A 16,471-nucleotide genomic window follows, 5' to 3' on the forward strand; every position below is an offset into this window, starting at 1 on the left:
AAGCGACTGCGCCCCCTGCCGGAAGGCAGGGGGCGCAGTTCGGGAAAAGCGCTGCTCAGGCGTCAATTGTGCGCGGCTTATGGGACGGCCTGGCCGCCTCGTAAGTCGCAATGTCCGCTTCGTTCTGAAGGGTGAGGCTGATGTCATCGAGCCCGTTCAACAGTCGCCAGCGGGCGTTCTCGTCGAGCTCGAAGTCGGCGGTGATTCCCTCGGCGAGAACCTGCCGCTTCTCCAGGTCAACGGTGATCTCGGCCGTCGGATCGGCTTCCGACAGGTCCCACAGCGCGTCGACGACCTTCTGGTCGAGGACGACGGTCAACAGACCGTTCTTCAGTGAGTTGCCGCGGAAGATGTCGGCGAACCGGGAGGAGATGACCGCCTTGAAGCCGAAGTTCTGCAGGGCCCAGACCGCGTGCTCGCGGGACGAACCGGTGCCGAAGTCGGGGCCAGCCACCAGTACGGAGGCTCCAGCCCGCTCGGGCCGGTTGAGGACGAAGTTCTCGTCCTTGCGCCAGGCCTCGAAGAGCCCGTCCTCGAAGCCGTCGCGGGTGACCTTCTTCAGCCAGTGCGCGGGGATGATCTGGTCGGTGTCGACGTTGCTGCGGCGCAGCGGGACGGCCCGGCCTGTGTGTGCGGTGAATGCTTCCATGGTTATCGGACTCCGGCGGGCGTACGGGCGTCGGACAGGTCTGCGGGCGAGGCCAGATGACCCAGCACGGCGGTCGCGGCGGCGACCTGCGGGGAGACCAGGTGCGTGCGGCCGCCCTTGCCCTGCCTGCCCTCGAAGTTGCGGTTCGAGGTGGAGGCGGAGCGCTCGCCGGGGGCCAACTGGTCGGGGTTCATGCCGAGGCACATCGAGCAGCCCGCATGCCGCCATTCGGCGCCGGCGGCCGTGAAGACCTTGTCCAGGCCCTCCTCGACGGCCTGCAGGGCGACCCGGACGGAGCCCGGGACGACCAGCATCCGTACGCCGTCGGCGACTTTACGGCCGTCCAGGATCGAGGCCGCGTTGCGCAGGTCCTCGATCCGGCCGTTCGTGCAGGAACCTACGAAGACGGTGTCGACGTTGATCTCGCGCAGCGGCTGGCCGGCGGTCAACCCCATGTACTCCAGGGCCTTTTCGGCGGCGTTGCGCTCCGAGGCGTCCTCGTACGAAGCAGGGTCGGGGACGTTGGCCGACAGGGGCGCGCCCTGGCCGGGGTTGGTGCCCCAGGTGACGAACGGCGCGAGCTCCGCGGCCTCGATGACGACCTCGGCGTCGAAGACGGCGTCGTCGTCGGAGCGCAGGGTCTCCCAGTACGCCACCGCGGCGTCCCAGTCCGCGCCCTGGGGCGCGCGGTCGCGGCCCTGCAGGTAGTCGAAGGTGGTCCGGTCCGGGGCGATCATGCCCGCGCGGGCGCCGGCCTCGATCGACATGTTGCAGATGGTCATCCGGGCCTCCATCGAGAGCTTCTCGATGGCGGAACCGCGGTATTCGAGGATGTAGCCCTGGCCGCCGCCGGTGCCGATCCGGGTGATGATCGCCAGGATCAGGTCCTTGGCGGTGACGCTGTCGGGGAGTTCACCCTCGACGGTGATCGCCATGGTCTTCGGCCGGGCCAGGGGCAGCGTCTGGGTGGCCAGGACGTGCTCGACCTGGCTGGTGCCGATCCCGAAGGCCAGCGCACCGAACGCGCCGTGGGTTGAGGTGTGGGAGTCGCCGCAGACCACGGTGGTGCCGGGCTGGGTCAGGCCCAGCTGCGGGCCGACCACGTGCACGACGCCCTGCTCGACGTCGCCGAGCGAGTGCAGCCGGACGCCGAAGTCCGCGCAGTTCTTGCGCAGGGTCTCCAGTTGGACGCGGGAGACCGGGTCGGCGATCGGCTTGTCGATGTCGAGGGTCGGGGTGTTGTGGTCCTCGGTGGCGATGGTGAGGTCGAGGCGCCGTACCGGGCGTCCGGCCTGACGCAGGCCGTCGAACGCCTGCGGGCTGGTCACCTCGTGCAGCAGGTGCAGATCGATGAAGAGAAGATCGGGCTCGCCCTCCGCGCGCCGGACGACGTGGTCGTCCCAGACCTTTTCCGCGAGTGTCCTACCCATCGCTTTCCCTCCGGCCGGCGTCTTCGCCGGCCCAACTAGAGATTCGGTGCGCCTCCGTCCGGACCCCCGAGCGGGGCGGTGGCTGCGGGCCGTTGTACGGCCGCACGTACAGGTTCGCAACTTCCGGAGAAAATTGAACTTGCGTTTCACAGAGTGAGACGCGAGTATCGTCGTATGGACAACTCTAGCGGCGTCGGCGTTCTCGACAAGGCAGCTCTGGTATTGAGCGCCCTGGAGTCCGGTCCGGCCACCCTCGCCGGACTGGTCGCGGCGACAGGGCTCGCAAGGCCCACGGCTCATCGACTGGCCGTGGCACTGGAACACCACCGGATGGTGGCGAGGGACATGCAGGGCCGTTTCATTCTCGGCCCCCGGCTCGCGGAACTCGCGGCCGCGGCGGGTGAGGACCGGCTCCTGGCGACGGCAGGACCCGTTCTCACGCATCTGCGCGACATCACCGGCGAGAGCGCACAGCTCTACCGCCGGCAGGGCGACATGAGGATCTGCGTGGCGGCGGCGGAGCGTCTGTCCGGACTGCGGGACACCGTGCCGGTCGGCTCCACACTCACCATGAAGGCGGGTTCCTCCGCCCAGATCCTGATGGCCTGGGAGGAGCCGGAGCGCCTGCACCGCGGCCTGCAGGGGGCCCGCTTCACGGCGACGGCCCTCTCCGGCGTACGGCGCCGCGGCTGGGCCCAGTCGATCGGCGAGCGCGAGCCGGGCGTGGCCTCGGTCTCCGCACCGGTCCGCGGCCCGTCGAACCGGGTGGTCGCCGCGGTCTCCGTCTCCGGCCCGATCGAGCGGCTGACCCGCCACCCCGGGCGGATGCACGCCCAGGCGGTCATCGACTCGGCCGCGCGGCTGAGCGAGGCCCTGCGCCGCACCGGCTGAACCAGTACAGCGAACCACCCTTCCCCGAAGGCCGCTCCAGCGCCGTGGCGGCCCCCTTCTTCATCCTGCTTCTTCCTTCCGGTGCCTACTCCCGGACGCGATACACGAATCGGCCTGCCGCCCGGCGGCCCCGCCGCTCGGCCCGGGAGCCGGGCGAACTCTCCCCCGCACAACGCTTCCTGGGCGCCCGTGCGGCCACCGTCATCCACCTCGGTTCACCCCTGCGGGGTCGGCCACCTCACCCAACGGGCCGTGCGGCACACGAGAAAGGCCCTTCACCGAGGTGAAGGGCCTTTCCCTGTCGAGCTGTTGTACCCCCGACCGGATTCGAACCGGCGCTACTGCCGTGAGAGGGCAGCGTGCTAGGCCGCTACACAACGGGGGCTTGTTACTTCGGTCTTGCGCTGGGCTACCAGGACTCGAACCTAGAATGACGGTACCAGAAACCGTAGTGTTGCCAATTACACCATAGCCCATGGTGTTGCAAGTACCCCCGACCGGATTCGAACCGGCGCTACTGCCGTGAGAGGGCAGCGTGCTAGGCCGCTACACAACGGGGGCCCTAGCGATCCTGCATCAAGAACGTGGGTGCGACCCAGATGTTCTCGCGGGAAGGATCTGTACCCCCGACCGGATTCGAACCGGCGCTACTGCCGTGAGAGGGCAGCGTGCTAGGCCGCTACACAACGGGGGCTTGTTACTTCGGTCTTGCGCTGGGCTACCAGGACTCGAACCTAGAATGACGGTACCAGAAACCGTAGTGTTGCCAATTACACCATAGCCCACTGAAAAGCAACCCCTTGGGGGTTACATTTCTGTCTGCGCTCCCGGCCGGATCTTTCGGTCCGCTCGGGCGGCGCAGGAAGAACATTACCTGAAGGTGTCCGGCGCTCCAAAACGGGTATTGCCTGCCAGCAGACCGGGGAGCTCCTCCAGCCCGGTGATCCGGACGAGTTCCGGGCGCCCGCCGCGCCCGCGCCGGTCCAGCCACACCCCCGTGAGACCCGCGGCCACTGCTCCGGCGGCGTCGATGTCGGGCTCGTCGCCGACGTAGACCACCTCGTGCGGGTCGAGCTCCAGCGCCTCGCAGGCCGAGAGGAAGGCCCTGGCGTCCGGCTTGTAGACACCGAGCTCCCTCGCGCACAGCAGGACCTCGAAGCGGTCACGCACCCCGAGGGCCCGCAGTTTGCGCTCCTGGTGGTCGACGGAGGAGTTCGACAGGATCGCGTGCCGGTGCGTACCGGCCAGCGCGTCGAGCACCGGCACCGTGTCGGGGAACAGTTCCCAGGAGCTTTCGTAGTGCCCGACGTACCGGGTGAACCACGCGTCGGCGTCCTCGTCGCTCAGCTCCGCGTCCAGGAACTCCCGGACCCGGTCCCGGCAGTGCGCGTACCAGTCGGACTCCCCGGCGGCCACCCGCGCCCAGTGGGTGGAGGCGATGCGCATCCAGCGGTCGTGGTGGTCCTCGTCACCGTCGGCCAGCCCCTCCGCGCGCAGATGCCGCAGCAGACCGTTACGGTCCGAACCCGCGTAGTCGAAGATCGTGTCGTCCACGTCCCAGAGAACCGCGCGAATCGCCATGCTCACCAGCGTATGCGCCCATGCGGCGCGCACGGCGGGCTTTGCGGTCCGCCGTCCCGGACAGCCGGCCGCACCGGGCGCCGTGAACGCCGGAGGCCGGGCCCCCGTGGGGACCCGGCCTCCGAACTGCGTACGACGGTTACGCGGCGAGCCTGGCCAGCGCGGCGTCGATGCGGGCGATCGTCTTCTCGCGGCCCAGGATCTCCAGGGACTCGAAGAGCGGCAGACCGACCGTGCGGCCGGTGACGGCGACGCGGACCGGGGCCTGGGCCTTGCCGAGCTTCAGGCCGTGCTTCTCGCCGGCGGTGAGGACGGCCGTCTTGAGCGCCTCGGCATTCCAGTCGGCGGCGGTCAGCTCGGCGCGGGCCGTGACGAGCAGGGCGTCGGAGCCCTCCTTCATGGCCTTCGTCCAGGACGCCTCGTCGTGGACGGGCTCGTCCAGGAAGAGGAAGTCGACGTTGGCCGTGATGTCCGAGAGAACCGTCACACGGGTCTGCGCGTGCGGGGCGATCTCGGCGAACTGCCCCGCGTCGAAGGCCTCGGGCGCCCAGGGGGCGAACGGGGCCTTCAGCCACGGGCCGCAGGCCTCGGTGAAGGTCTTCACGTCGAGCATGCGCAGGTGCTCGGCGTTGATGTGCTCGGCCTTCTTCAGGTCGAAGCGCGCCGGGTTGGCGTTGACGTCGGCGATGTCGAACGCGGCCACCAGCTCGTCACGGCCGAAGATGTCGCGGTCCTCGGCGATCGACCAGCCGAGCAGCGAGAGGTAGTTCAGCAGCCCCTCGGGCAGGAAGCCGCGCTCGCGGTAGAGGTTGAGCGAGGCCTGCGGGTCGCGCTTGGAGAGCTTCTTGTTGCCCTCTCCCATGACGTAGGGGAGGTGGCCGAAGGCAGGGGTGTCCTTGGCGATGCCCAGCTCGATGAGCGCCCTGTAGAGGGCGATCTGGCGCGGGGTGGAGGAGAGCAGGTCCTCACCGCGCAGGACGTGGGTGATCTCCATCAGCGCGTCGTCGACCGGGTTGACCAGCGTGTACAGGGGAGCGCCGTTGGCACGGACGATGCCGTAGTCGGGGACGTTCTCCGGCTGGACGGTGATGTCACCGCGGACGAGGTCGGTGAAGGTGATCGCCTCGTCGGGCATCCGGAAGCGGACGATGGAGGTCCGGCCCTCGGCCTCGTACGCCGCGGTCTGCTCGGCGGTCAGGGCGCGGCAGTGGCCGTCGTAACCCGACGGCTTGCCGGCGGCGCGGGCTGCGTCGCGGCGGGTGTCGAGCTCCTCGGTGGTGCAGTAGCAGTGGTACGCGTGGCCGGCGGCGAGGAGCTTCTCGGCGACGTCCTTGTAGAGGTCCATGCGCTGCGACTGGCGGTACGGGGCGTGCGGGCCGCCGATCTCGGGGCCCTCGTCCCAGTCCATGCCGAGCCAGCGCATCGAGTCGAGCAGCTGCTCGTAGGACTCCTCGGAGTCGCGGGCCGCGTCGGTGTCCTCGATGCGGAAGACCAGGGTGCCCTGGTGGTGCCGGGCGAAGGCCCAGTTGAAGAGAGCTGTCCGGACCAGGCCCACGTGGGGGTTGCCGGTCGGGGAGGGACAGAAACGTACGCGGACAGGTCCGTTAACCACGCTTGATCACCCTGTTGGTGAGAGTGCCGATGCCTTCGATGGTGACGGCGACTTCGTCGCCGACGTGCAGGGGTCCGACCCCTGCGGGGGTTCCGGTGAGGATCACGTCGCCCGGGAGCAGCGTCATGGCTTCCGTGATGTGGACGACCAGGTCCTCGATCGAGCGGATCATGTCGCTCGTGCGGCCCAGCTGGCGCTGCTCGCCGTTGACCGTCGCCTGGATGGTCAGGTCGCGGGGGTCGAGGTCGGTCTCCACCCAGGGGCCCAGCGGACAGGACGTGTCGAAGCCCTTGGCGCGGCCCCACTGCTTCTCGCGCTTCTGGGCGTCGCGGGCCGTGACGTCGTTGGCACAGGTGTAGCCGAAGATGACGTCCTTGACACGCTCACGCGGAACTTCGCGGCACATCCGGCCGATGACCACGGCCAGCTCGGCCTCGTGGTGCAGTTCGTCGGAGAAGGAGGGGTACTCGATGGCGTCGCCGGAGCCGATCACCGAGGTGGTGGGCTTGAAGAAGACGACGGGGACATCCGGGACCTCGTTGCCGAGCTCGGCGGCGTGTTCCGCGTAGTTGCGGCCGATGGCCACGACCTTGTTGGGGAGCACGGGGGGCAGCAGCCTGACCTTGCTCAGCGGGACCTTGGTCCCGGAGAGCTCGAAGTCGGCGTACGGGATGCCCTTGATGATGTCGAGGACGAGGCTGTCGGGGCTGTCGCCCTCGACCGCGCCGAAGGCGACATTGCCGTCGATGGAGAACCTGGCGATGCGCACGGGATGCTGTCGCCCCTCACTTGCTGGCTGGCTGAAGACTGACGCTCCAGGCTAGCGCGGTGAGAGGGGACAGCCGCGCGCATCAGCCGACGGTCGTGGCGGGTGCTTCCATGAGGATGGTGCGGCGGGGGTTGGCCGTCTGGGTGGGCAGGTCGACGGCGTGCTCCGGCTGCTCCGGCGTGTGCAGCGCCACGGCGTCCTCGAGGTGCGCCAGCGTGGTGCGCCGGGGGTTGGCAATGTTGCGGAACAGCATCGTCGTCTTCATCTGCCGTGTGGACCCTTGTCGCTGGGGCGCCGCCCGGAGGGGCGCCGGTTGTCGGATTCGCTATCCCTGTAAAGCGTCAGGCTAAACATCCGATTCCCTGTGGGTGCGGGGAAGAGACGTCGATCATCATGTGAGTTTGCTCACGAAGTTGCTGATAAATAGCCCATTACGGACAGTCGATCATCGGAGACAAAGCGGGCATTACGGCACTGAATCTGCCATTCCGCTCCCGATCATGTCGACTGGGACACCGCCCACCCCCAGGGGACGTAGCCCAAATGATCCGATTTGCCCCTGAACACTCTCCACGGCTTGTTACCCATCCATCACAGGGTGTCACGCAGGTCACAGCCCGGTACGTGGGCCTTGTTGGAGATCCTCCACTGTGCTGAAATTCCACGCACCGCCGCGGGTTTCAGGCCCGGCGCGCAGGGCGCACCGCAGCGCCGAGTGGCGGCGGGAGGGGGAAGTACGCCGGTCACTCACGACCACCATGGGGCGCGTCCAGCGCCCCACGACGCCGACACCGTCCCGCCCGAACACGTGGTGGGACGCCTGGTCCAGAGGTTGCGACGCTAGTGCAGGGACGTTTCAAGAGGGATGGCAGCGCTCCGGCGGAACAGGAGCCGCGCGGCGGGACCGACCGCGGTTCCTCGCCCCAGCACGCCCAGAACCCCGGGCCGGCCGTAGCCGGCGGCAGTGGTGACCGCGCGCAGCGCTCGGGTACGACGAGCAGCGGCGGCGCGGATCCGGCCACGCCTCTCACACCCGCGGGGCCGGTCGGCACCGGCTCACGCATAGCCCTGCGCAACTGGCGCATCAGCACCCGCTTGGTCTCCCTCCTCGCCCTTCCCGTGGTCGCCGCGACCACGCTGGGCGGGCTGCGGATCAACGAGTCCATGAACGACATGGAACAGCTGGAGCACATGCAGCTGCTCACTCAGATGACCAAGCAGGCGACCGCGCTCGCCAAGGCGCTCCAGAATGAGCGCGACGCGTCGGCCGGACCCTTGGCGAACGGCGCGAAGCCCACCGACTTCAACATCACCACGCCTCGGAAGCGGACCGACCGGGCCAAGGACGCGTTCTTCGACGCGGCCGACGAGATCGGCACCTCGCAGACCGACGAGGCGATGGAGGGCATCCACTCCAGCGTCAGCCAGATCGCCACCCAGCTCGGCGGGCTCAGCACCATCCGCAAGGACGCGTACGCCCAGGGCGCCCCGAGCCTCAGCACGGTCGACCAGTACAGCCAGCTGATCACCGCGCTGCTGGGGCTCTCGCAGGACATGGCGCAGGCGACCAGCAGCCCGGACATGATCAAGCGGACCCGCGCCCTGGCGGCCTTCTCCTCCGCCAAGGAGTACGCCTCCGTCCAGCGCGCGATCATCGCCGCGGCACTGCCGGCAGGCGACAGCACCGAAACGCACCTCAACGACAACGACAAGGTGTTCGGCGCCAACGCGAACCAGAAGGAGACTCTGGCCCTCCAGACGTTCGACACGGCCTACACGGCCACCGGCAGCAACGCCGCCGAGCTGACGGACTCGCTCGAGAACGGCAACCCCGAGATCGCCGCCGCGAACATGTACGCGAAGCAGGTGCTCGACAGCCCGCTGGGCATGGAGGGCCGCAAGTCCCGCACGTACATGGACTGGTTCGACCAGAGCTCCAACAAGATCGCTGCCATGAACACCATCGAGGAGACCCTCCTCGGTGAGATGGAGGGCAAGGCCCGCGAGCTCCGCGAGGCTTCCCAGCGCGACGCCATCCTCAACGGTGCGGTCATCCTCCTCGTCCTCGGCGTCTCCCTGGTCGGCGCCTTCGTCGTGGCGCGGTCCATGATCCGCTCGCTGCGGCGGCTGCAGGACACCGCGACCCGGGTCGCCCAGGACCGGCTGCCCGAGCTCGTCAAGCAGCTCTCCGAGACCGACCCGCAGGACGTCGACACCTCGGTCGAGTCGGTCGGTGTGCACTCCCGGGACGAGATCGGCAAGGTGGCCGCGGCCTTCGACGACGTGCACCGCGAGGCGGTCCGACTGGCCGCCGAGCAGGCGCTGCTGCGAGGGAACGTCAACGCGATGTTCACCAACCTCTCGCGCCGCAGCCAGGGCCTCATCCAGCGTCAGCTCTCGCTCATCTCCGAACTGGAGTCGCGCGAGGCCGACCCGGACCAGCTGTCCTCCCTCTTCAAGCTCGACCACCTCGCGACCCGTATGCGCCGTAACGGCGAAAACCTGCTCGTCCTCGCGGGCGAGGAGCCGGGCCGCCGCTGGACCCGTCCGGTGCCGCTGGTCGACGTGCTCCGCGCCGCCGCGTCCGAGGTGGAGCAGTACGAGCGCATCGAACTGGCCGCGGTGCCCGCCACCGAAGTGGCCGGCCGCGTCGTCAACGACCTCGTGCACCTCCTCGCCGAGCTGCTGGAGAACGCGACGTCGTTCTCCTCGCCGCAGACGAAGGTCCGGGTCACCGGTCACGCGCTGCCCGACGGGCGTGTTCTCGTCGAGATCCACGACACGGGTATCGGCCTCTCCCCCGAGGACCTCGCGGCGATCAACGAGCGGCTCGCGTCGCCGCCCACCGTGGACGTCTCGGTGTCCCGCCGCATGGGTCTGTTCGTGGTCGGCCGGCTGTCCCTGCGTCACGGCATCCGTATCCAGCTGCGTCCCTCCGACTCCGGCGGTACGACCGCACTGGTCATGCTGCCCATGGAGGTCGCGCACGGCGGCAAGCAGCCGCCGTCCAAGCAGGGTCAGGGCCCGCAGGGCGGTTCTCCCGGTGGTCTCCTCGCCGGTGGCAACGGCTCCGGCGCGGGTCAGCGTCCCGGGCTTGCGGGTTCCCCGTCCGCTCCTCCCGCCAAGGGCCTGGGTTCCGGTTCGCAGCGCGGGCAGGTCGGCACGGGCTCGGGCCCGCGGGCTGCGCTGCCCGCGCGTGACGGTGGCCCCCAGGGGCCCGGCAACGGGCCGCAGGGCCCCGGCCGTCCGAACCAGGCCCAGGGCGGCGGCGTGTCCGGTGCCTTCGGCGGCGGTGCCCGGATGGGCGCGCGCGGTCAGCAGGAGGCTCCCGGCCGTACGGACTCGGGCCAGCCCAACCTGTTCGGTCACACGGGTCCGGCCCAGCCCGGTCCGCAGGGCCGCCAGAGCGGTCCGCCCGCCCGGCAGACCCCGCAGCCGCAGCAGGCACGCAACGAGCAGGCCGGCTTCCAGCAGCCCGGCGGTCCCGGCCGTCAGCTGCCGCCGTCCGGCGGCCCCCGGGCCGAGCTGCCCGGTGGCAACCCGCAGAGCGCGAGCTGGGGCGCCGAGGAGCAGGGTGCCCGGCGTACTTCGCCGGACACGCCGCGCGGTCACGAGGAGCCGGACTCCGGCCGGTTCGCCCGCCCGGGCAGCGCCGCTCCCCACCAGCCCTTCAACGCGCCGAACCAGCGTCCGCCGATGAACGACCGCCAGGGCCCCGGTGCCACGGCCGAGTTCGCCCGCCCGGACTTCTCGGCGCCGCAGGCGCCGGACCCGGCGAGCACCGCGCAGTTCGCCCGTCCCGACTTCAACGCCCCGCTGCCGCAGGACCAGGGCTACGGCGCCCAGGCCCCGCAGCACCAGCAGATGCCCGCACCGCACCGGCAGGACAACGCCGACTTCGGTGCACCGCGTCCGCCGGTCCAGCCCGCGGGTGGGCCGCCGCGCCGTCCGGCGCTGCCGCAGCAGCCCGAGGCGCTGCCGCCCGCCGGTCCGGGTGACGGGCGTACGCCGCTGTACGACACGCTGGAGACGAACTGGTTCCACGGCCCGGGGCAGGGCGGCGCTCAGCCGCCCGCAGCCGAGCCGCAGGCACCGTCGGCTCCGGAGCCCGTCGGCACCCCGGCTCCGCCCATGCCCCGGCGTGGTGCGGCCGATGCCGGCGTCACCAGTTCCTGGCGCGCCTCGCCCAACGACGAGCTCGTGCGTCAGGCGGAGCGTGTCAAGAAGCCCGCCGCGGGCGGGATCACCACCTCCGGGCTGCCGCGCCGGGTTCCGCGTGCCAATTTGGTGCCGGGCACTGCTCAGCAGCAGAATCATCAGTCCGGACCTCAGGTTTCGCGTGCGCCCGATGACGTACGCGGCCGTCTGACCAATCTCCGCCGGGGCATCCAGCAGGGACGACAGGCCAACAACGGCCCGTCTACCGGCAGTTTCCAACTCGGCCCCACTCACCAGCAGGAGCGTTAGTTGAGCCCCATGAGTCAGGCCGCGCAGAATCTGAACTGGCTGATCACCAACTTTGTGGACAACACCCCTGGGGTGTCCCACACGGTGGTGGTCTCCGCGGATGGCCTGCTGCTGGCAATGTCCGAAGGTTTCCCGCGCGACCGCGCCGATCAGCTGGCGGCAGTCGCCTCCGGTCTGACGTCGCTGACCGCGGGTGCCTCCCGGATCTTCGAAGGCGGCGCCGTGAGCCAGACCGTTGTGGAGATGGAGCGAGGATTCCTCTTCCTCATGTCCGTCTCGGACGGTTCGTCTCTGGCCGTTCTCGCCCACCCGGACGCGGACATCGGCCTGGTCGGGTACGAGATGGCACTCCTCGTCGACCGCGCGGGGTCCGTTCTCACGCCTGATCTCCGCGCCGAACTACAAGGCAGTCTGCTCCACTAGGCGGCCATGCGGCAGACACCTGACACGATCCCCCCAGGTACTACTCGAAACCCTCACCCGTCCGGCCGTCAAAGACCCCCCACCGGCCCTTCCCGACGGCAAGGCGACACCCTGCTGTCACGCCCGGAGGATTCATGACCCCGCCACCCGCCTCACCGGATCCGTACGGCGCACTGCACCACGCGTCGTACGACGGTGAAGGCGACCAGCCGCTGGTCCGTCCGTACGCAATGACCGGCGGCCGGACCCGGCCCCGCTACCAGCTCGCGATAGAGGCGCTGGTCAGCACAACAGCAGACCCCGCTCACCTCGGGACGCTGCTCCCCGAGCACCAGCGGATCTGCCACCTCTGCCGTGAGGTCAAGTCGGTGGCCGAGGTTTCGGCCCTGCTGTCCATGCCGCTGGGCGTGGCCAGGATCCTGGTGGCGGACCTGGCGGAAGCCGGCATGGTGGCAATCCACCAGCCGGGCAATGGAGAGGCCGGCGGCGCGCCGGATGTGACACTGCTCGAAAGGGTGCTCAGTGGACTTCGCAAGCTCTAGCGGCGGGACAGCCCGCGCAACCACCTCGGCGAAAATCGTGGTGGCAGGGGGCTTCGGCGTGGGTAAGACCACGTTTGTCGGTGCCGTTTCGGAGATCAACCCGCTGCGCACCGAAGCCGTGATGACGTCCGCCTCCGCGGGCATCGACGACCTGACCCACACCGGGGACAAGACCACCACCACGGTGGCCATGGACTTCGGCCGCATCACCCTGGACCAGGACCTGATCCTGTACCTGTTCGGCACCCCCGGACAGGACCGCTTCTGGTTCATGTGGGACGACCTGGTCCGCGGCGCCATCGGCGCCGTCGTCCTCGTCGACACCCGCCGTCTCGCCGACTGCTTCCCCGCAGTCGACTACTTCGAGAACAGCGGCCTCCCCTTCGTCATCGCCCTCAACGGCTTCGACGGACACCAGCCCTACACCCCCGAGGAGGTGCGCGAGGCCCTGCAGATCGGGCCCGACGCACCGATCATCACGACGGACGCCCGTCACCGTGCAGATGCGAAGAGCGGTCTGATCACGCTGGTGGAGCACGCGTTGATGGCGCGGCTCAAGTAGCGCGAAGTCGGTATTGATCTACGGAAGTTGCTGTAGTCAAGCGGGGGCGGCCTGTGTCCTTTGACACGATCCGCCCCCGTGTTCATAACATTTCGACAGAGAATTGGACCGGCATCAATACCCGACGCATCCGAGCAGTACCACTGTGCTCACATGAGCCCCGCCTTTTGACGGGGCTCGTTCTTTATGCCCGTTTTATCTGACGTCTGCAGCACACGGAATCAGGCATTCCGACTGTTTGGAACGCGGCCGGTCCGCGTGCTGCAATGCGTCGAACTACCGAGTAATACGGCCCTGAACGAATAATCCGGCACAACGTAGGTGCCGACGCCGAGAGGTTGTTGGTCGAGTGAGGCGAAGCAACGAGGGCTCCGCGGCGCAGCCGGAGCGGGGCAATTTCACCCCGCCGCCGCGCGCTGCGGTGTCGCCTGCGGAGATATCCGAGGCGGAACCGGCAGGTGGCAGCACCAGTCGGCTGTCGCCGCGCAACTGGCGGGTGCCCACCCGGCTGAACGCGATTCTCCTGATCCCCGCGCTGGTCGGCCTGGTCATGGGCGGCTTCCAGGTGAAGGGGTCCGTCGACAGGTGGAACGAGGCCCAGGACGCCGAGAAGACTGCGCAGGTCGTCCGAGCGGCCGCGGAGTACGGTCAGGCGCTGCTCAACGAGCGTGACCTCACCGCCCAGCCGTTGCTGTCCAACGAGCGCACGGCCCCCGAGGTCGAGGACGCCCGCGCCATAACGGACGAAGCGGCCACGAAGTTCGACACCGCCGTGCAGGGCATGCCGGACAAGGCGGGGCTCGACCGCCGCCTCAAGCTGTTCAAGGTGGAGGAGCCGCTCCTCCCCGAGCTGCGCAAGGCCGCCTACGCCGAGGCGATGGACCCGGTGAAGACGGAAGAGGGCTACACCAAGGTCCAGCACTCGCTGATGGAGTTCTCCAACGAGCTCGGCCTGGGCAGCAGCAACATCACCACCTACGGCCGGACCGTGTACGCGATCGAGCTGGCCAAGGCCGCCGAGTCGCTCCAGCGCTCCATCGGCATGCACCTGCTGGTTCGCCCCAGCCAGAAGGACTCCACCTTCGACGCCCAGGTCAAGGCGTTCGGCTCGTACAACTACCTGGAGCAGATCGCCCTCGGCGAGTTCGTCTCCGGTGGTACCGAGGCCGACGTGGCGCGGCTCAAGGAAGTCATGGCCGGCAAGGCCGCCGAGGGCGCCAAGCAGCTCAAGGCAGCCAAGGAGCAGGCCGCGGCCACCGGTCAGCCCTTCGTGGCACCGCCGAGCATCGACGGTTCGGTCTTCGACGGCATGGCCCAGCAGATCGGCCAGGGCCAGCGCCCCGAGGACCTCCGGAAGAAGGGGATCACCCCCGAGACCTGGATGGCCGCCGCCACCGCCAAGTTCGACGGTTACACCACCGTCGAGGACGAGCTCGTCGACAAGGCGGTCACCGAGGCCGCGGACATCTCGTCCAGCGCCCGGAACGACGCCATCGTCAACGCCGCGATCGTGATCATCTCGCTGCTGGCCGCCTTCATCATCGCGGGCCTCATGGCCCGCCAGATGAGCCGTGCGATGCGCCAGCTGCGTACCGCCGCGTTCGGCATCGCCGAGCAGCGCCTGCCGATGCTCGTCGACCAGCTGTCGCGGACCGAGCCCGGCCGGGTGGACACCCGGGTGCAGCCGATCCCGATCAACACCCAGGACGAGATCGGCGAGGTCGCCCGCGCCTTCGACCAGGTGCACCGCGAGGCGGTCCGGCTCGCAGCCGAGCAGGCCATGCTGCGGGGCAACGTCAACGCGATCTTCACCAACCTGTCGCGCCGCAACCAGTCGCTCATCGAGGGCCAGCTGACCCTCATCACCGACCTGGAGAACAACGAGGCCGACCCGGACCAGCTGGAGAGCCTCTTCAAGCTGGACCACCTGGCGACCCGTATGCGCCGCAACGGCGAGAACCTCCTCGTTCTCGCCGGCGAGGAGCCCGGCCGCCGCTGGAACCAGCCGGTTCCGCTGGTCGACGTCCTGCGGGCCGCCTCCTCCGAGGTGGAGTCCTACGAGCGCATCGAGCTCACCGGTGTTCCGGAGAGCGAGATCCACGGCCAGGCCGTGACCGACCTCGTGCACCTGCTGGCCGAGCTGCTGGAGAACGCCACCACGTTCTCCTCGCCGCAGACCAAGGTGCGCGTCACCGCGACCCGGCTGCCCGACGGCCGTGTCATGGTCGAGATCCACGACAAGGGAATCGGCCTCACCGCCGAGGACTTCGCCGACATCAACCACAAGCTGGCCAACCCGCCGACCGTGGACGCCGCGGTGTCCCAGCGCATGGGTCTGTTCGTGGTCGGCCGACTGGCAGACCGGCACGGCATCCGCGTCCAGCTCCGCCCCTCGGGCGAGCAGGCGGGCACCACGTCGCTGGTCATGCTGCCGGACGCGATCACCCACGGTGGCGGTGGCGAGTCGGCGCCGCAGGGCGACTTCACCGTCTCCTCCATCATTCCCGAGCAGCAGCAGACGCAGCCGTTCGAGCTGCCCACGCACCACGCTCCGATGCGTACGGCGGCGGAGCTCGGCTTCGACGACTCGCGCTACGAAACCCCGGCGGCGGACTCCCCGCAGCTCGACCCGGTCGGCCGCTCGCTGATGCGTGAGGAGCGCCGGGCCGCGCTGGAGGCGCAGACCGGACCCGAGCATTCGATGTTCCAGGACAACGGCGCGGGACAGCAGGGCTTCGCCCAGGACCAGTACGGCCAGGAGCAGTACGCGCCCGAGCAGTACGCCCCGGAACAGCAGGGCTACGCACAGCCCGGGTACGACGGCGGCTACGAGCAGTACGGCGCCGAGGGCGGCTACCAGCAGCCCCAGCAGGGTTATGCGGAAGCTTCGTACGTCGCACCGGAGCCCCAGCAGGAGCAGTACGCCGAGCAGTTCGCCCCTCAGTCCGACCAGCCCCACCAGGGTGATTGGGCGAATCAGGGCGGATACCAGGGCGCGTACGAGCCGCTCGCCCAGCCCGAAACGGAATCTCTTCCGAGTGCCCCCGCCGAGCCGCAGGAGCGCGTAGGCTTCGACCGTCCGGGGCCCACCCCGAACAACGGTCACGACCTGACGACCGCGGGTCTCCCGCGCCGGGGCGCGGGCCAGCAGCACTGGCAGCCCACCGGCCGTGGAAACGATCAGCCTGCGGCAGCGGAACAGCAGCAGCGACCGCCGAAGCAGGAGAAGCCCCAACCGCCGCAGCCGGCACCGGCGAGCGGGAAGGGCCCCGACGACTGGCGCTCGGCCAACGACGAGCGCTGGGAGCGGGCCGAGAAGCTCAAGGATCCGAAGGCGGGCGGCATCACCCCGTCCGGGCTCCCCCGGCGCGTACCCAAGGCCAATCTGGTCGAGGGAACGGCCGAACAGACCCAGCAGGGCGGCCCACAGGTCTCCCGCGCCCCCGAGGACATACGTGGCAGGCTGAGCAATCTGCGACGTGGTGTTCAGCGGGGACGCACCGCGGGGCCGGACACAAGTAATACCTACAACCAGGAGCGTTAGT

The 16,471-nt window shown here is 69.3% G+C and carries 12 protein-coding genes and 5 tRNA genes; 6 read left to right on the top strand and 11 right to left on the bottom strand.

Annotated elements, in window-relative coordinates:
• Window positions 1–55: 55 nt before the first annotated feature.
• Both leuD and leuC read right to left on the bottom strand, forming a co-directional pair.
• Window positions 56–649: a 3-isopropylmalate dehydratase small subunit gene (gene leuD, locus OG844_RS19530; protein WP_406391878.1), complete on the bottom strand. Its 594-nt coding sequence runs from the start codon at window positions 647–649 to the stop codon at window positions 56–58.
• Window positions 650–651: 2 nt separating this feature from the next.
• Entirely contained in the window at window positions 652–2,079 is a 1,428-nt protein-coding gene (gene leuC, locus OG844_RS19535; RefSeq protein WP_406391880.1) for a 3-isopropylmalate dehydratase large subunit, read from the bottom strand.
• 174 nt (window positions 2,080–2,253) lie between these two features.
• On the opposite strand from leuC, the gene ndgR reads away from it, so the two are divergent.
• On the top strand, window positions 2,254–2,970 hold the full coding sequence (ndgR, locus tag OG844_RS19540; protein ID WP_014048551.1) for an IclR family transcriptional regulator NdgR: 717 nt from the start codon (window positions 2,254–2,256) through the stop codon (window positions 2,968–2,970).
• Between the two features lie 312 nt (window positions 2,971–3,282).
• Here ndgR and OG844_RS19545 read toward each other — a convergent pair.
• From OG844_RS19545 to OG844_RS19585, 9 genes are all read right to left on the bottom strand, one after another.
• Window positions 3,283–3,355, bottom strand: a tRNA-Glu gene (locus OG844_RS19545).
• 19 nt (window positions 3,356–3,374) lie between these two features.
• Window positions 3,375–3,446: transfer RNA gene (locus OG844_RS19550), tRNA-Gln, on the bottom strand.
• Between the two features lie 12 nt (window positions 3,447–3,458).
• A tRNA-Glu gene (locus OG844_RS19555) sits at window positions 3,459–3,531 on the bottom strand.
• Window positions 3,532–3,591: 60 nt separating this feature from the next.
• Window positions 3,592–3,664, bottom strand: a tRNA-Glu gene (locus tag OG844_RS19560).
• A gap of 19 nt (window positions 3,665–3,683) precedes the next feature.
• Window positions 3,684–3,755: transfer RNA gene (locus OG844_RS19565), tRNA-Gln, on the bottom strand.
• 85 nt (window positions 3,756–3,840) lie between these two features.
• Window positions 3,841–4,551 carry an HAD family hydrolase gene (locus OG844_RS19570; protein WP_406391882.1) on the bottom strand — a complete coding sequence of 237 codons (711 nt, stop codon included), beginning with the start codon at window positions 4,549–4,551 and terminating at the stop codon, window positions 3,841–3,843.
• Between the two features lie 139 nt (window positions 4,552–4,690).
• Window positions 4,691–6,163 carry a glutamate--tRNA ligase gene (gene gltX, locus OG844_RS19575; protein WP_406391884.1) on the bottom strand — a complete coding sequence of 491 codons (1,473 nt, stop codon included), beginning with the start codon at window positions 6,161–6,163 and terminating at the stop codon, window positions 4,691–4,693.
• The gene (locus OG844_RS19580; RefSeq protein WP_406391885.1) at window positions 6,156–6,932 is read right to left on the bottom strand and encodes a fumarylacetoacetate hydrolase family protein; all 777 of its coding nucleotides are present in this window, start codon (window positions 6,930–6,932) and stop codon (window positions 6,156–6,158) included. Before OG844_RS19580 ends, gltX begins: the two co-directional genes overlap by 8 nt.
• Window positions 6,933–7,014: 82 nt before the next feature.
• Complete coding sequence (locus OG844_RS19585; RefSeq protein ID WP_406391887.1) at window positions 7,015–7,197, bottom strand: hypothetical protein; 183 nt, start codon at window positions 7,195–7,197, stop codon at window positions 7,015–7,017.
• A 578-nt stretch (window positions 7,198–7,775) separates the two neighbouring features.
• Here OG844_RS19585 and OG844_RS19590 point away from each other — a divergent pair.
• The 5 genes from OG844_RS19590 (at window position 7,776) to OG844_RS19610 (ending at window position 16,470) form a co-directional block, all read left to right on the top strand.
• Entirely contained in the window at window positions 7,776–11,399 is a 3,624-nt protein-coding gene (locus OG844_RS19590) for a nitrate- and nitrite sensing domain-containing protein (protein ID WP_406391889.1), read from the top strand.
• 9 nt (window positions 11,400–11,408) lie between these two features.
• The gene (locus OG844_RS19595; protein WP_168713747.1) at window positions 11,409–11,822 is read left to right on the top strand and encodes a roadblock/LC7 domain-containing protein; all 414 of its coding nucleotides are present in this window, start codon (window positions 11,409–11,411) and stop codon (window positions 11,820–11,822) included.
• A gap of 134 nt (window positions 11,823–11,956) precedes the next feature.
• The gene (locus tag OG844_RS19600; protein ID WP_003966010.1) at window positions 11,957–12,364 is read left to right on the top strand and encodes a DUF742 domain-containing protein; all 408 of its coding nucleotides are present in this window, start codon (window positions 11,957–11,959) and stop codon (window positions 12,362–12,364) included.
• Window positions 12,345–12,926, top strand: a complete 582-nt coding sequence (locus tag OG844_RS19605) for an ATP/GTP-binding protein (protein ID WP_128848843.1) — start codon at window positions 12,345–12,347, stop codon at window positions 12,924–12,926. Before OG844_RS19600 ends, OG844_RS19605 begins: the two co-directional genes overlap by 20 nt.
• Before the next feature lie 349 nt (window positions 12,927–13,275).
• The gene (locus tag OG844_RS19610; protein WP_406391890.1) at window positions 13,276–16,470 is read left to right on the top strand and encodes a nitrate- and nitrite sensing domain-containing protein; all 3,195 of its coding nucleotides are present in this window, start codon (window positions 13,276–13,278) and stop codon (window positions 16,468–16,470) included.
• Window position 16,471: the final 1 nt, after the last annotated feature.

It is taken from the genome of Streptomyces sp. NBC_00887, from assembly GCF_045207585.1.

Coding starts and splice junctions, on each gene's coding strand:
- ndgR (WP_014048551.1), top strand. CDS start 2,254: ATGGACAACTCTAGCGGCGTCGGCGTTCTCGACAAGGCAGCTCTGGTA.
- OG844_RS19585 (WP_406391887.1), bottom strand. CDS start 7,197: ATGAAGACGACGATGCTGTTCCGCAACATTGCCAACCCCCGGCGCACC.
- OG844_RS19595 (WP_168713747.1), top strand. CDS start 11,409: ATGAGTCAGGCCGCGCAGAATCTGAACTGGCTGATCACCAACTTTGTG.
- leuD (WP_406391878.1), bottom strand. CDS start 649: ATGGAAGCATTCACCGCACACACAGGCCGGGCCGTCCCGCTGCGCCGC.
- OG844_RS19570 (WP_406391882.1), bottom strand. CDS start 4,551: ATGGCGATTCGCGCGGTTCTCTGGGACGTGGACGACACGATCTTCGAC.
- OG844_RS19600 (WP_003966010.1), top strand. CDS start 11,957: ATGACCCCGCCACCCGCCTCACCGGATCCGTACGGCGCACTGCACCAC.
- leuC (WP_406391880.1), bottom strand. CDS start 2,079: ATGGGTAGGACACTCGCGGAAAAGGTCTGGGACGACCACGTCGTCCGG.